A 14442-nucleotide genomic window follows, 5' to 3' on the forward strand; every position below is an offset into this window, starting at 1 on the left:
GCCCGGAACGCCAGACAGCGTTCCGGGCCTTTTTCGTTTCAAGGCGTCGTTTCCATGACCAAGATCAATCCCTACGCCGCCGGCGCGCGCGGCCTCTGCCCCCAGTGCGGCGAGGGCCACCTGTTCGAGGGCTTCCTGAAGGTGGCCCCCTTCTGCGAGGCCTGCGGCTTCGAGCTGGGCAAGTACGAGACCGGCGACGGCGCGGCGACCTTCGTGATCCTGATCGCCGGGACGATCTGCGCGTTCGGGGCGCTGTTTTCGATGTTCGCCTGGAACTGGCCGGTCTGGGCGCTGCTGATCGTCTGGCTGCCGGCGGTGTTCGTCATCACCCTGGGCCTGATGCGCCCCGCCAAGGGACTGATGGTGGCCGCCCAGGCCGCTCAGAAGGCCTCGGAAGCGGGGCGCGGCGATGTCTGAGGCCCCGGCCTCCGGCGCGCGCGCCTTTCCGATCGGTCTGACGATCGCGACGGCCATCGCCTTCCTAATCCTCTGCGGCCTCGGAACCTGGCAGGTCCAGCGACTGCACTGGAAGGAAGGCATCCTCGCGCGCATCGAAAAGCTGAAGACCGCGCCGGCCCTGCCGCTGGTCCAGGTTCTCACCGCCGAGGCCCGGCCCGACGACCTTGCCTGGACGCGGGTCAGCGTCGACTGCGGCGATGTCGCGGGGCCGGCCCTGCCGCTGGTCTATGGCGTGCGCGGCGGCGATGTCGTCTGGCGCGCCCAGGCCCCGTGCGCGGTGCTCGCCGGTCCTTACAACATGATCCTGGTCGATCGCGGCGTCGCGCCCGACCTGACCGGCCAGGTCGCCCCGCCACCCCGCGCCTTCGACGCCCCGCGGCGCGTGGTCGGCGTCCTGACCCCGATCAAGCAGCTGGGCGGCGATCGTGGCGAGATCCTCAAGCGCTTTCCTGGCCGCAAGCCCGCGCCGCTGGTCCTGATGGCCGAGCAGGAAACCCCCGCTGTCGCCGGGATCACCCCCGCGCCGCTGCCGGTAGAAATTTCCAATCGGCACCTGGAATACGCTCTGACGTGGTTCGGTCTTGCCGTAACCCTGCTGTTTATCTATGCCGCCATGCTCTGGCGGAGATTGAGACCCTGATGCGTTACGTGTCGACCCGCGGCCAGTCCGCGTCCATCGGCTTCCTGGATGCGGTGCTGGCCGGCCTGGCCCCCGACGGCGGCCTGTACGTGCCCTCCGAGTGGCCGCGGTTCACCTCCGCCGAGATCGCCGCGTTCGCGGGCAAACCCTACGCCCAGGTCGCCGCCGCCGTGGTCGGCAAGTTCGTCGGCGACGACATTCCGGCGGGCGACCTGCTGACGATGTGCGAGGAGGCCTACGCCACCTTCGCCCACACCGCCGTCGTCCCGGTCAAGCAGCTGACCCCGAACCGCTACCTGCTGGAGCTGTTCCACGGCCCGACCCTGGCGTTCAAGGACGTGGCGATGCAGCTGCTGGGGCGGCTGTACGACTATGTGCTGGAACGCCAGTCGCGGAAGATGACCATCATCTGCGCCACCTCGGGCGACACGGGCGGCGCGGCCGTCGAGGCCTTCCGAGGCCGCAAGAACGCCCGCATCGTCGCCCTCTTCCCCGAGGGCCGCATCAGCGAGGTGCAGCGCCGGTTCATGACCACGGCGACCGACGCAAACGTCGCCTGCATCTCGGTGCTGGGGTCGTTCGACGACTGCCAGGCGATCGTCAAGCAGGCCTTCCAGGACGACCAGTTCCGCCACGCGGTCGACCTGTCGGGAGTCAACTCGATCAACTGGGCGCGGATCGCGGCCCAGAGCGTCTATTACTTCACCGCCGCCGTGGCCCTGGGCGCGCCCAGCCGCGAGGTGGCCTTCGTCGTGCCGACCGGCAATTTCGGCGACGCCTACGCGGCCTTCGTGGCCAAGACGATGGGGCTGCCGATCCATTCGGTCACGGCCGCCACCAATTCCAACGACATCCTGGCGCGCGCCTTCGAGACCGGCCGCTATGCGCGCGGCGCGGTGGCGGCCACTCAGAGCCCCGCCATGGACATTCAGGTCGCCAGCAATTTCGAGCGCCTGTATTTCGAAGCCGTCCGTCGCGACGGCGTCGAGACCGGCCGCGCCTTCCGCGCCTTCGCCGACACGGGCCTGCTGGACATCCCGCCGGGCGCCCACGCCTGGATGCGCGAGCTCTTCCGCGGCGCTTCGGTCAGCGAGGCCGACACGGCCAAGACCATGCTTTCGACGCTGAACGAGACCGGCGAGATCGTCGATCCCCATACGGCCGTTGGGCTGGCGGCGGCGCAGGGCCTGCGTCTGGACCCGTCGATCCCGGTCGTCGTGCTGTCGACCGCCCATCCCGCCAAGTTCCCCGAGGCGGTGCAGGCGGCCACCGGCCTGCTGCCGAGCACGCCGCGCGCGACGCCGGACCTCTCCAGGAAGCCCGAAAAGTTCGAGCGCCTCCCGGCCGACGGCGCGTCGGTGAAGGCCTTCGTGCGGACCTTCGCGGCCAATAGCTGAAGCCAGACTGGTGTTTAGCGGCGTGAGGCACTAGATACCGCGCCTCATGACCGCGATCCTCCGCACCCTGCCCAATGGCGTCCGCGTCGTCTGCGACCCGATGCCGGGTCTCGAAACCCTGGCCCTGACCGTCGTGGCGGGGCGCGGCGCCGCGTACGAGGATCCGGCGCGCTCGGGCTGGTCGCACCTTCTGGAACACATGGTGTTCAAGGGCGCGGGCCAGCGTTCGGCCCGCGACATCGTCGAAGTGATCGAAAGCGAGGGCGGCTCGATCAACGCCGCGACGGGCTATGAGCGCACCAGCTTCCAGGTGCGGGCGCTGAAGGGCGGGCTGGATCTGGGCATGGACGTCGCCGCCGACCTCGTGCGACGCCCGACGCTGGATCCCGCCGACCTGACCCGCGAGAAGCAGGTCGTCGCCCAGGAGATCGCCGAGGCCGCGGACGCGCCCGACGACTATGTCTTCGACCTGATCCAGCGCGCCAGTTGGGGCGATCATCCGGTGGGCCGTCCGATCCTGGGCACGGCCGAGACCGTCGAGGCCGCCTCTGTCGAGGCGCTGGGCGACTGGCGCGCGGCGCTCTATGCCGCCGACCGCCTGGTCGTCAGCGCCACCGGCGCGGTCGAGGAGGTCGAGCTGATGGCCGCCGCCGAGCGGGCCTTCGGCGACCTGCCCGCCACCCCGGGCGCGCCTGTCCCCGAGGCCGCCGCCTTCGTGGGCGGCCCCCAGGCCGAGGCGCGCAAGCTGGAGCAGGCGCATCTGGTCTTCATGCTGCCGGCCTGCGGCTCGCGCGACCAAGACTATTTCGCCCTGCGGATCTTCGCCGAGTGCCTGGGCGGCGGCATGTCCTCGCGGCTGTTCCAGGAGGCGCGCGAGAAGCGCGGCCTCGCCTACAACATCGACGCCTACGCCGACACCTATGCCGACCACGGGGCTCTGGGGATCTATGCCGGCTGCGCGGCGGGCGACGCCGTCGAGACGGCGAAGGTCTGCGCCGGCGAGATCGCCAAGCTGGTCGAGCGCATCGAGCCGGCCGAACTGGCCCGGGCCAAGGCCCAGCTGAAGGCCCACATGTTCATGGCGCGCGAGCAGCCCTTGTCCCGCGCCGAGCAGGGCGCCGGCCAGGTGCTGCTGTTCGATCGGCTGTACGCCCCGGCCGAGCTGGCCGCCGAGGTCGACGCGGTGACGCCCGCCGACGTCGCGCGGCTGGGCGGGCGACTGCTGTCCGGCAAGGCCGCCACCGCCGTGCTCGGCGCCAAGTCGGCCCTTAAGGCCGGCGAGGCCTTCGACAAGGCGTTGTTCCAGGCGGCGTGAGCGTTAAAGGTGGCGCGGTGAAGCAAACAGAGTCTGGTGCGTATCCGCCTTGCTGTCGTTCCTGAAGCCCCGTCCCCCGCCGCGGTTGCTGGGGCGCAAGGTCTATCTGCGGCCGCCGCGTCCGCATGACCATAAGCCGTGGGCGGCGCTGCGCCTGGCGTCGCGTGATTTTCTGGAGCCTTGGGAGCCGACTTGGCCCGAAGGCGATCTGACGCGCCCGGCGTTCCGCGCCCGCCTCGCCGCCTATGCTCGCGAAATGGAGCTGGGCGAGGCCTATCCGTTTTTCATCTTCCGCCAGGAAGACGACGCCCTGGTCGGGGCCGTGCGTCTGTTCCACGTGCGGCGCGGCGTCGCCCAGACCGGGACCATCGGCTATTGGGCCGGGCAACCGTTCGCGCGCCAGGGCTATATGCGGGACGCGGTCGAGACCCTGATCCGCTTCGCCTTCCAGGGCCTGAACCTGCATCGGCTAGAGGCGGCGTGCATGCCGGAGAACGACGCCTCGGCCAACCTGTTGGTGAAATGCGGGTTTTTGGAAGAGGGATACGCCCGCGCTTATTTGAAAATTAACGGCGATTGGCGAGATCATCGTCTGTTCGGCCTGATCGCGCCCGAGTAAGCGCTGTGGATCGGGCTCGACGCGGTTGGGACGGGCATGTCTTTCAAGACGGGCGAACGACGGATCTGGGACACGACGGCGACGCTGGAGGCGTTGAGCGGCGCCGACGTCGCCCTGTGGATCTGGGAGCCCGAGGCCGACCGCCTGCGCCTCAACGGCGCCGCCCGCGCCCTGGGCCTGGGCCCGCTGGCCCCCGAATGCTCCTCCGCCGCCTTCCGCGCCCTGGCCCTGCCGCAGGACCGGGCCCAGGCCGAGGAGGTCCTCAGGCCGCGTGAGCCCGGTTGCGAGGTCGTCGCCCGGTTCCGCGTGCGCGGCGGCGAGACCTGCCTGTGGCGCGGCGTCTGGCTGGAAGAAGGCGTCCGCGCCGCCGGCGTCGTCGCCCCCGAAACCAAGTTCTCGGCCTCCGAACGCTGCGGCCTGACCGGCCTTCTGGATCGTCGCAGTTTCATCGCCCGGGCTCGCGAGCGGTTGTCGCGCGACGGCGTGCATGAGCTGGTCGTCGCCGATCTCGACCGGCTGCGCCGCCTTAACGAGGCCCTGGGCCACGAGCGCGCGGACCTGGTGCTGGCGGCGCTTGGGTCGCGCCTGGCCGCCGCCTTCCCCTCGGACGCCATCCTGGGCCGCATCGGCGAGGACGAGTTCGCCGTGCTTTGCGAGCCGAGGGGCTACGAGCCCGCCTCGGTGTTGCGCGACTCGCTGGAGCAGCCGCTGCGCATCGCGGGCTTCGACATTCATCCGACCCTGTCGGTTGGCGCCGTTTCGGTCGAGGGCGGCCAGGACGCCCCCGAGGCGGCTGAGCTCCTGCGCCGCGCCGAACTGGCCGTCGAGGCCGCCGCCGCCGCGGGCCGTGGGGGCGCCGCCGCCTATGGCCGCTCGATGGAGACCGACGGCCTCTCGCGCCTGGCGCTGGAAGCCGACCTGCGCGGCGCCATCGGGCGCGGCGAGATCATGCCCTACTTCCAGCCCGTCGTGCGCCTGTCGACCGGCGCGCTGTCGGGCTTTGAGGCCCTGGCCCGCTGGATCCACCCGCGCCGGGGGATGCTGCCGCCGGACGAGTTCCTGCCGCTGATCGAGGAAATGGGCCTCATGAGCGAGCTGGGCGCGCACATGATGCACGCCGCCGCCAAGCAGTTGGCGACCTGGCGCGATAGCCATCCGGCCATGGGCGCCTTGACGGTCAGCGTCAATCTTTCGACCGGCGAGATCGACCGCCCTGGCCTGGTGGCCGACGTCGCCGAGACCCTGCGCGTCAACGGCCTGCCGCGCGGCGCCCTGAAGTTGGAAGTCACCGAAAGCGACATCATGCGCGACCCCGAGCGGGCCGCCGTGATCCTGAAGACCTTGCGCGAGGCCGGCGCGGGTCTGGCGCTGGACGACTTCGGCACCGGCTTCTCGTCGCTGTCGTATCTGACCCGCCTGCCGTTCGACACGCTGAAGATCGACCGCTATTTCGTCCGCACCATGGGCACGAACGCCGGGTCGGCCAAGATCGTCCGCTCGGTCGTCAAGCTGGGCCAGGACCTGGATCTGGAAGTGGTGGCCGAGGGCGTCGAGAACGCCGAGATGGCCCACGCCCTGCAGTCTCTGGGCTGCGACTACGGCCAGGGCTTCGGCTACGCGCCGGCCCTGTCGCCGCGGGAGGCCGAGGTCTATCTGAACGAGGCCTATGTCGACGGCGCCGCGCCAGTGAAGGCGCGGGGGTAGTCGGATTTAGGTCCTCACGCCCGACCGGCGCTGGCGGACAAATGATCCGCCGTGATCCCCAGCTTGGCCAGCGCCCGGGTCCACTTGTGCGCGTGGTCCTCGTCGAACAGCAGGCCTTCGTCGGCGTCGCAGATCAGCCAGACATTGTCGCGCAGTTCCTGCTCCAGCTGGCCGGGACCCCAGCCGGCGTAGCCCAGGGCCAGGATCGATCGGCGCGGGCGGCGGGTCTGGCTGGCCATGGCGTCCAGCACGTCGCGGGTGGCGGTCAGGCCCAAGCCCTCGGCGACGGGCAAGGTCGAGTCCGGCGAGTTGAAGTCGTCGGTGTGCAGGACGAAGCCCCGCTCGCGCTCGAGCGGTCCGCCCAGCAGGACGAGGTCGCGCGGCGCCTCGATCTCGGACTTCACGCCCAGGCGTTCTAGAAGTTCGAACACCGTCAGGCCCTCGACGGGACGGTTCACCGCCAGGCCCACGGCCTGTTCCTCGTCGTGGGCGCAGAGATAGAGCACCGTGCGCTCGAAGCGCTCGTCCTCGATGCCGGGCATCGCCACCAGGAGCCGCCCGGTCAGGAATTCATGCTCGGAGTCTTCGATCATGCTGGCCATGAGCGGAGCATTGGCTCGGAAGGAGACGGTTTCAAGTCGTAGGCTTCGTGAAAGCGCGCTTGGCGACCGCTTCGGCGAGGGATATCGAAGGCGCGGTACTCACCCCCGAGACGAGGAATACGGCCCCATGGCGATCCAGGTTGGCGACACGCTGCCCGCGGCGACTTTCATGACCAGCACGGCCGAGGGGCCGGCGCCGCTCACCACCGACGACATCTTCAAGGGCAAGACCGTCGCCCTGTTCGCCGTTCCCGGCGCCTTCACCCCGACCTGCTCGGCCAAGCACCTGCCGGGCTTCAAGGACCACGCGGCCGACCTGAAGGCCAAGGGCGTGGACACGATCGCCTGCGTCTCGGTCAACGACGTCTTCGTGATGAAGGCCTGGGGCAAGGACCAAGGCATCGACGGCGAGGTCCTGCTGCTGGCCGACGGCAATGGCGACTTCACCCGCGCCATCGGCCTCGACTTCGACGGCAGCAAGTTCGGCATGGGTCCGCGTTCGCAGCGCTATTCGCTGATCGCCAAGGACGGCGTCGTGACCCAGCTGCACGTCGAGGAAGCGGGCCAGTTCAAGGTCTCGTCCGCTGAGTACCTGCTGGAGCAGCTGTAGGCTCCAGGCCTGGCGTCCGTTCCTCGCCGCGCGCGGCAGAGCGGACGCCGCTCCTATTTCCCGGCCACCGCTTCGCGCAGGGCCTGGATCCGGCCGTTCAATGCTTCCAGCGCCGCGCCGTCCATGCCCGAGCGCTCCAATAGCAGGTCGCCTAGACAGCCCGACCGCTCGAGCAGCGCGCGACCCGCCGGGGTCATCCACACCTCAACCCGACGCTCGTCCTCCGAGCTTCGCCGCCGCTCGACCAGACCGGCGGCTTCCAGGCGTTTGACCAGGGGCGTGACGGTGCTGGATTCCAGGTCCAGCCGCGCGGCGACGCCGCCGATGGTCGCGCCATCGGTCTCGCCCAGCGCGCTCAGCACCAGATATTGCGGATAGGTCAGGCCAAGCTCGTCGAGCAGCGGCTTGTAGGCCCGGGTGATCGCCATGCTCGTGGCGTAGAGGGTGAAGCAGATCTGCTGATCCAGCGGGCGCATCGGCGGCGTCTCCGTTCGCGTACTGATCCGCCCTTACCACGAAAAATGATATCGCGATAAGAATCTTCTGGACTCTGGCTTAGGTTGGGCTTAGCCATATCATTATCGCGATAACGAATATCGCGGAAACGAAAAGAGGGATCACCATGAGCCAGTCGAACCAAGCTTCCCGCCGCGGGCTGATGACCGCTGGTCTCGGCCTCGCCGCCGCGGCCGCCGCCGCGCCCCTGGCCGCCCAGGCGGCGACCCCCAAGGCCGCCGCAGCCAAGCCGCACGCCGCCCACCGCGCCCAGAGCGGTTTCGTCACCACGAAGGACGGCGTCCAGATCTTTTACAAGGACTGGGGCCCCAAGGACGCCCAGCCGATCGTGTTCCACCACGGCTGGCCGCTCAGCGCCGACGACTGGGACGCCCAGATGATGTTCTTCCTGCTGAAGGGCTACCGCGTCATCGCCCATGATCGTCGCGGCCATGGCCGCTCGACCCAGACCGACACCGGCAACGAGATGGACACCTACGCCGCCGACGTCATCGCCCTGACCGATCACCTGGACCTGAAGAACGCCTTCCACGTCGGCCACTCGACCGGCGGCGGCGAGGCGATCCACTACGCCGCGCGCGCCAAGCCCGGCCGCGTCGGCAAGGTCGTGCTGATCGGCGCGGTGCCGCCGATCATGCTGAAGACTCCGGCCAATCCGGGCGGCCTGCCGATCGAAGTGTTTGACGGCTTCCGCGCCGCCCTCCTCGCCAACCGCGCCCAGTTTTTCCGCGACGTTCCGGCCGGTCCGTTCTACGGCTTCAACCGTTCCGGCGCGAAGGTCAGCCAGGGCCTTGTCGACAACTGGTGGCGCCAAGGCATGATGGGCGGGGCCAAGGCCCATTACGACTGCATCAAGGCCTTCTCGGAAACCGACTTCACCGCCGACCTCAAGAAGGTCGACCTGCCGGTCCTCATCATGCACGGCGAGGACGACCAGATCGTCCCGATCGCCGACAGCGCTCACCTGGCCATCAAGCTGGTCAAACACGGCACGCTGAAGACCTATCCGGGTCTGCCCCACGGCATGGCCTCGACCCATCCCGAGGTGATCAACGTCGACTTGCTGGCGTTCTTCAAGTCGTAGGTCTCGCCAACCCGCTCGCCATCCCGCGCCTTGTTGTCCAGGGCGGGGGATGGCGGCTCAGCGGCTTTGTCCAGCTTCAGCAGCTTGACCACGTTGTCATGCAGCACCGAGCTTCTCCTCGGCGGCTGTCAGGCCAAGGGCGCGGACCGCCTTCAAGGCTTCGGCGGCCGAGTACCTGCTGGAACAGCTGTAAGCGGCGTTTGGTCGCACGCGGAAAGGGCGGCCCGGCGAATGCCGGGGCCGCCTTTTTTGTGGCGCGATATCAGAAACGATGAGTTTCGATCATTTCCGTTTCGTATCCTCGGAGATGGGCGCATCTTTCTCTTGTCAGCGGCGAGAACGGTCTCGCGGCCAGCCAGACAAGGGACTCGAGGGACATGAGCAGCGGTTTCATCACCACCACCGACGGCGCCGAAATCTTCTACAAGGACTGGGGCTCCAAGGACGCCCAGCCGGTCGTCTTCCATCACGGCTGGCCGCTGTCGGCCGACGACTGGGACGCCCAGATGATGTTCTTCCTGGGCCAGGGCTATCGCGTCATCGCCTTCGACCGTCGCGGCCATGGCCGCTCCACCCAGACCGACACCGGCAACGAGATGGACACCTACGCCGCCGACACCGCGGCCCTGGTCGAGGCTCTGGACCTGAAGAACGCCATCCATGTCGGCCACTCCACCGGCGGCGGCGTGGTCGCCCGCTACGTGGCCCGCTTCGGCGGTAATGGCCGCGTCGCCAAGGCCGTGCTGATCGGGGCCGTGCCGCCGATCATGGTCAAGACCGAAAGCAACCCCGGCGGTCTGCCGATCGAGGTGTTCGACGGCTTCCGCGCCGCCCTGCTGGCCAATCGCGCTCAGTTCTTCCGCGACGTCCCCGAAGGTCCGTTCTTCGGCTTCAACCGTCCGGGCGCCAAGGTCAGCCAGGGCATGATCGACAACTGGTGGCGTCAGGGCATGATGGGCGGCGCCAAGGCCCACTATGACAGCATCAAGGCCTTCTCGGAGACCGACTTCACCGAAGACCTGAAGGCGATCGACGCGCCGGTGCTCATCCTGCACGGCGAGGACGACCAGATCGTCCCGATCGCCGATAGCGCCCATCTGGCCATCAAGCTGGTCAAGAACGGCACGCTGAAGACCTATCCGGGCCTGCCGCACGGCATGGCGACGACCCATCCCGAGGTGATCAACGCCGACTTGCTGGCGTTCTTCAAGTCGTAGGTCTCGCCAACCCGCTCGCCATCCCGCGCCTTGTTGTCCAGGGCGGGGGATGGCGGCTCAGCGGTCTTTGTCCAGCTTCAGCAGCTTGACCACGTTGTCATGCAGCACCAGCTTCTCCTCGGCGGCTGTCAGGCCAAGGGCGCGGACCGCCTTCAAGGCTTCGGCGGGGCTGTCCACGGGCCAGTCCGAACCGAACAGCACGTGGTCGATGCCGTGTCGGCGCAGGGTCCAGACCAGTTCCGGCGCCACCGGCGATCCCGCATAGGCCGAGGCGATGGCCGAGACGTCCAGCCAGACGTTGCCGCCGCGGCCCAGCTTGCGCAGCGTCGCCAGGCTCTGGAACTCGCGGAATTCCGTGAAGCCCATGTGGGCGAAGATGAAGTTCGTGCCCGGCTGCTGGAACGACAGCATCATCAGCTTGCCGGGCTGGTTGGTGTCCAGCGGGTTGTAGCTGTCGAACAGCACGGCCATGCCCAGCTGGCCGGCCTTCTCGGTCACGCGGGCCACGGCCGGGTCGGCGACATCCAGCTGCTGGCTGTTGGGATGCAGCTTGATCTCCCGGACGCCCAGCCGCGCGAGGCGCTCCAGCTCCGCCAGCGCCGCGTCGCCGTCCGCCGGATGGACCGAGGCGATGGGATAGAAATGGTCAGGATCGGCCGCCACCGCCGCCAGGAGGGCGTCGTTGAGAGCGCGTGTGGCGGGCATGTCGCCCTTGTCGGCCATGACGATCAAGGCGCTGCGCTGGACGCCGGCGGCCGCGTCCAAGGCCCGCAGAGCCGCCGTGCCCATCGGATGGGCGTCGGTCAGGCCGTTGGTCTGGCTCGTCCGCAGGTGGGCGTGGGTATCGATCACCGGCCCCGCGTAGCGGTCCGCCGCCAGGGAGGTCCCGCCTGAAAGGACCGTCGCTATGGCCACGGCGGCCAGGCCAAGAGCTTTGCGCATGTTTCCTCCCCAGGATGACGGGGAAGCTAGATCAAGCCGAACGCGACCGCCCGTTACCTTTGAGTCATCAAGCCCCGAGCACGTCTGGCGTCATCGCCTCGAAGTCCGCGCCGCCGATCATGACGCCCGCCGCCGCGCCCGGGACCTGGGCCAGGACGCTTTCGGCGAAGACGCGGGCCAGGGCGCGCTTGCTCTCGGCCCAGGCGGCGTCCGCCTCGCCCGAGGCCGCCAGGGCGCCCTTGGCCAGCATCCAACCGCCGACCACGTCGCCGAGCAGTTTCAGATAGGCGGTGGCGCCCGAAAGCGCGTCGGGCATGGACTTGGCGCGGCGCTCGATCAGCCAGGCCGTGGCGCTGGCCGCCGCGTCGAGGGCGGCCGAAAGGCGCAGGCCGACGGCCTTGAGGTCCGAGGCGTTCAGGGCGTCGATGGTGTCGCGGATGTCGTCCATCAGATCGGCGACGGCCTGACCCTCGCCCATGGAGAGCTTGCGGCCGATCAGGTCGATGGCCTGGATGCCGTTGGTGCCTTCGTAGATCGGCGCGATGCGGGCGTCGCGGTAGTGCTGGGCCGCGCCGGTCTCCTCGATGAAGCCCATGCCGCCGTGGATCTGGACGCCCTGCGAGGCCGCCCAGACGCCGACGTCGGTCGACCAGGCCTTGGCGATCGGGGTCAGCAGTTCCTCGCGCAGCTTGGCCGCCGTCCGGGCCGCGTCATCGGTCGCCGCGCGGGCCAGGTCGGCGGCGACGGCGGTCGACAGGCAGATGCCGCGCGCGGCCTCGATATGGGCCTTCATCAAGACCAGCGAGCGCCGCACGTCCGGATGATCGAACAGGCGCGAGGGATAGGCGCCGGTCCAGGCCGATCGGCCTTGAGCGCGGTCCTGCGAGAAGGCCAGCGCCTGCTGGTAGGCGCGCTCGGCGATGGCGACGCCTTGCGTGCCGACCTGCAGGCGCGCGGCGTTCATCATCGTGAACATGTTGGGCAGCCCTTGACCCAGACCCCCGACCAGCTCGGCCTTGGCGCCTTCGAACAGCATCACGCAGGTGGGCGAGCCGTGAATGCCCAGCTTGTGCTCCAGCCCGCCGACCCGCAGGGCGTTGCGCTCGCCCAGCGACCCATCGGCGTTGACCAGCACCTTGGGCGCCAGGAACAGCGAGATGCCCTTGACTCCGGGGGGCGCGTCCGGCGTGCGAGCCAGCACCAGGTGGACGATGTTATCGGCCGCGTCGTGATCGCCCCAGGTGATGTAGATCTTCTGGCCGCTGATCTTCCAGCCGCCGTCGCCGTCCGGGGTGGCGATCGTGGTCAGGGCCGCGAGATCCGAACCGGCCTGCGGCTCGGTCAGGTTCATCGTGCCGGTCCACTCGCCGGAGACCAGCCTGGGCAGATAGGTCGCCTTCTGGCTCTCGGAGCCGTGGTGCTCCAGCGCCTCGATCGCGCCCAGGCTCAGCATCGGGCACAGGCCGAAGGCCATGTTGGCGGCCTGGACCATCTCAAGCACCGCCACCTCAAGCGTCTTGGGAAGGCCCTGACCGCCATGCTCGGTTGGCGCGGCCAGGCTGGTCCAGCCGCCTTGCGCGAACCGCTGATAGGCGTCGGCGAAGCCGGGCGCGCAGCGGACCACGCCGTTTTCCAGCTTGGCGCCGACCAGGTCGCCCTGGCGGTTCAGCGGGGCCAGCACGTCCGAGGCGAAGGCGCCGGCCGCCTCCAGCACCGCCGCCACGGTGTCCGCGTCGGCCTCCGGGAAGGCGTCGGCCAGCCGGTCGAAGCCGGCGGCGTGGCGCAGCGAGAAGGCGAGGTCACGGACGGGCGCGCGGTAGGTCATGGCCGAAAGCTCCAGAATTTCGGTCCCCTCTTTAGGCGGGGTGACGCGGCGTCACCAAGCCGCGCGCATGTTTATGCAGGAAATCACGGGTTCGTGATAAGCGCTCCCTTCAACTCCATGGTGGAGTTCCTAAGTCGGGGATCCGTAACCGGTGCTGTTCTAATTTTCGGAGCCCACGATGTATCGTCCTCTCGTCTACGCCGCCCTCGCCGCGGCCCTGCTGACCGCGCCGGCCGCCTACGCCGCGCCGTCGACCGATCCGGCCAAGATGCCGGCCGGCCACTATGTCCTCGACAAGACCCACGCGTCCCTGACCGCCAAGCTCAAGCACATGGGCCTGTCGAACTACACCCTGCGCTTCACCAAGCTGGACGCCGACTACACCTATGATCCGGCCCAGCCGGCGGCCGCCAAGCTGAGCGTCACGGTCGATCCGGCCTCGCTCGACACCTCGACCGGCGCCGACGAGTTCGGCCTGAAGTTCAACAAGGAACTGATCGGCGACGGCTGGCTGGAAGCCAACAAGTACCCGACCATCACCTTCGTCTCGACCGCCATCAATGTCGGCGACGGCCAGCATGGCAAGGTGACCGGCGACCTGACCTTCCACGGCGTGACCAAGCCGGTCGTGCTGGACGTGACCTTCAACGGTTCGGGTCCGGGCATGAACCCGCTGCAAACGCGCGCCGGCTTCTCGGCCGTGACGACGATCAAACGCTCGGACTTCGGCGTGAGCAAATATGTCCCGCTGGTCGGCGACGACGTCACCTTGAACATCGAAGTCGAGTTCCAGAAGAAGTAATCTGTTCGAGACTCGGGGATCTGGGAGACACGCATGGCCGCGAGCCGGACGCGTTACACGACGGTGGCGATCGTCATTCACTGGCTGATCGCCGCGGCCATCGTCTTCCAGATCATCCTGGGCTGGCGGATGGGCGACGGGCCCAAGGGTTCGCCCACGACCTTCGCCCTCTTCCAGCTGCACAAGTCGATCGGCATCACCATCCTGCTGCTGAGCCTGGCGCGCCTGGCCTGGCGGCTGTTCAACAAGCCGCCGGCGGCCCCCGAGGGGCAGCCGAAGTGGGAACGGATCGCCTCCAAGGTCGTCCATATCGGCTTCTACGTGATCATGATCGGCCTGCCGCTGACGGGCTGGATCCTGGTCTCGGCCAGCCGCGTGGCGATCCCGACCCTGCTTTACGGGGTCATTCCCTGGCCGCATGTGCCGGGCATTCCCGAACTGGCCGCCGGCCCCAAGCACGTCTGGCATGAGATCGGCGAACTGGGCCACGGCGTGCTGGTCAAGCTGACCTACGTTCTTCTGGCCCTGCACCTGGGCGCGGTCGCCAAGCATCAGATCCTCGACAAGGACGAGGTGTTCGGAAACATGGCGCCCGGCGCCAAGCCCGGCTGGAAGGAGCCTCGCGCCTGGCTAGCCGCCGCCGGCTTCGCCGCCGTGGTCGCCCTCGGCTATCTCTACACCCCGGCCGTGAAGGCCAAGCCCGCCGCGCC

Annotated in this window: 15 protein-coding genes; 11 read left to right on the forward strand and 4 right to left on the reverse strand. The window is 68.8% G+C overall.

Features of this window, described 5'->3' with window-relative positions:
- The first annotated feature begins 54 nt into the window (after positions 1 to 54).
- The 6 genes from OR37_RS18415 to OR37_RS18440 are packed head-to-tail and all read left to right on the forward strand — an operon-like array spanning position 55 to position 6134.
- Positions 55 to 417 (forward strand): DUF983 domain-containing protein, encoded by a 363-nt coding sequence (locus OR37_RS18415; RefSeq protein ID WP_004623374.1) that lies wholly within the window; start codon positions 55 to 57, stop codon positions 415 to 417.
- Positions 410 to 1099: an SURF1 family protein gene (locus OR37_RS18420; protein WP_004623375.1), complete on the forward strand. Its 690-nt coding sequence runs from the start codon at positions 410 to 412 to the stop codon at positions 1097 to 1099. The genes OR37_RS18415 and OR37_RS18420 overlap by 8 nt, the downstream gene beginning before the upstream one ends.
- Positions 1099 to 2496 carry a threonine synthase gene (thrC, locus tag OR37_RS18425; protein ID WP_004623376.1) on the forward strand — a complete coding sequence of 466 codons (1398 nt, stop codon included), beginning with the start codon at positions 1099 to 1101 and terminating at the stop codon, positions 2494 to 2496. Before OR37_RS18420 ends, thrC begins: the two co-directional genes overlap by 1 nt.
- 46 nt (positions 2497 to 2542) lie before the next feature.
- The gene (locus tag OR37_RS18430) at positions 2543 to 3811 is read left to right on the forward strand and encodes a M16 family metallopeptidase (protein WP_004623377.1); all 1269 of its coding nucleotides are present in this window, start codon (positions 2543 to 2545) and stop codon (positions 3809 to 3811) included.
- A 49-nt stretch (positions 3812 to 3860) separates the two neighbouring features.
- Positions 3861 to 4430: a GNAT family N-acetyltransferase gene (locus OR37_RS18435; RefSeq protein ID WP_004623379.1), complete on the forward strand. Its 570-nt coding sequence runs from the start codon at positions 3861 to 3863 to the stop codon at positions 4428 to 4430.
- Positions 4431 to 4466: 36 nt separating this feature from the next.
- The gene (locus OR37_RS18440) at positions 4467 to 6134 is read left to right on the forward strand and encodes a putative bifunctional diguanylate cyclase/phosphodiesterase (protein WP_004623381.1); all 1668 of its coding nucleotides are present in this window, start codon (positions 4467 to 4469) and stop codon (positions 6132 to 6134) included.
- Positions 6135 to 6148: 14 nt separating this feature from the next.
- Here OR37_RS18440 and OR37_RS18445 read toward each other — a convergent pair whose 3' ends face one another.
- Positions 6149 to 6736, reverse strand: coding sequence for a YqgE/AlgH family protein (locus tag OR37_RS18445; protein ID WP_004623382.1), 588 nt, complete (start codon positions 6734 to 6736; stop codon positions 6149 to 6151).
- A 127-nt stretch (positions 6737 to 6863) separates the two neighbouring features.
- On the opposite strand from OR37_RS18445, the gene OR37_RS18450 reads away from it, so the two are divergent.
- A complete protein-coding gene (locus tag OR37_RS18450; RefSeq protein WP_004623384.1) occupies positions 6864 to 7346 on the forward strand; it encodes a peroxiredoxin in 483 nt (160 codons plus the stop codon).
- Between the two features lie 53 nt (positions 7347 to 7399).
- Here OR37_RS18450 and OR37_RS18455 read toward each other — a convergent pair whose 3' ends face one another.
- The gene (locus OR37_RS18455) at positions 7400 to 7822 is read right to left on the reverse strand and encodes a MarR family winged helix-turn-helix transcriptional regulator (protein ID WP_004623386.1); all 423 of its coding nucleotides are present in this window, start codon (positions 7820 to 7822) and stop codon (positions 7400 to 7402) included.
- Between the two features lie 146 nt (positions 7823 to 7968).
- Here OR37_RS18455 and OR37_RS18460 point away from each other — a divergent pair, with 146 nt between their 5' ends.
- Positions 7969 to 8946, forward strand: a complete 978-nt coding sequence (locus tag OR37_RS18460; RefSeq protein WP_004623388.1) for an alpha/beta fold hydrolase — start codon at positions 7969 to 7971, stop codon at positions 8944 to 8946.
- 377 nt (positions 8947 to 9323) lie between these two features.
- Positions 9324 to 10163 (forward strand): alpha/beta fold hydrolase, encoded by an 840-nt coding sequence (locus OR37_RS18465; RefSeq protein ID WP_004623393.1) that lies wholly within the window; start codon positions 9324 to 9326, stop codon positions 10161 to 10163.
- A 57-nt stretch (positions 10164 to 10220) separates the two neighbouring features.
- On the opposite strand, the gene OR37_RS18470 is transcribed toward OR37_RS18465, so the two are convergent.
- Together OR37_RS18470 and OR37_RS18475 are read right to left on the reverse strand one after the other, a co-directional pair.
- A complete protein-coding gene (locus OR37_RS18470; RefSeq protein WP_004623394.1) occupies positions 10221 to 11105 on the reverse strand; it encodes an amidohydrolase family protein in 885 nt (294 codons plus the stop codon).
- A 67-nt stretch (positions 11106 to 11172) separates the two neighbouring features.
- The gene (locus OR37_RS18475; RefSeq protein WP_004623396.1) at positions 11173 to 12930 is read right to left on the reverse strand and encodes an acyl-CoA dehydrogenase; all 1758 of its coding nucleotides are present in this window, start codon (positions 12928 to 12930) and stop codon (positions 11173 to 11175) included.
- Positions 12931 to 13108: 178 nt separating this feature from the next.
- Here OR37_RS18475 and OR37_RS18480 point away from each other — a divergent pair, with 178 nt between their 5' ends.
- Positions 13109 to 13732, forward strand: a complete 624-nt coding sequence (locus OR37_RS18480) for a YceI family protein (RefSeq protein ID WP_004623398.1) — start codon at positions 13109 to 13111, stop codon at positions 13730 to 13732.
- Between the two features lie 33 nt (positions 13733 to 13765).
- On the forward strand, positions 13766 to 14442 hold a 677-nt coding region (locus OR37_RS18485; protein ID WP_004623399.1), incomplete at its 3' end, for a cytochrome b.

The sequence above is a fragment of the Caulobacter vibrioides OR37 genome (genome assembly GCF_000372645.1).
Classification (GTDB): Bacteria; Pseudomonadota; Alphaproteobacteria; order Caulobacterales; family Caulobacteraceae; genus Caulobacter; species Caulobacter vibrioides_E.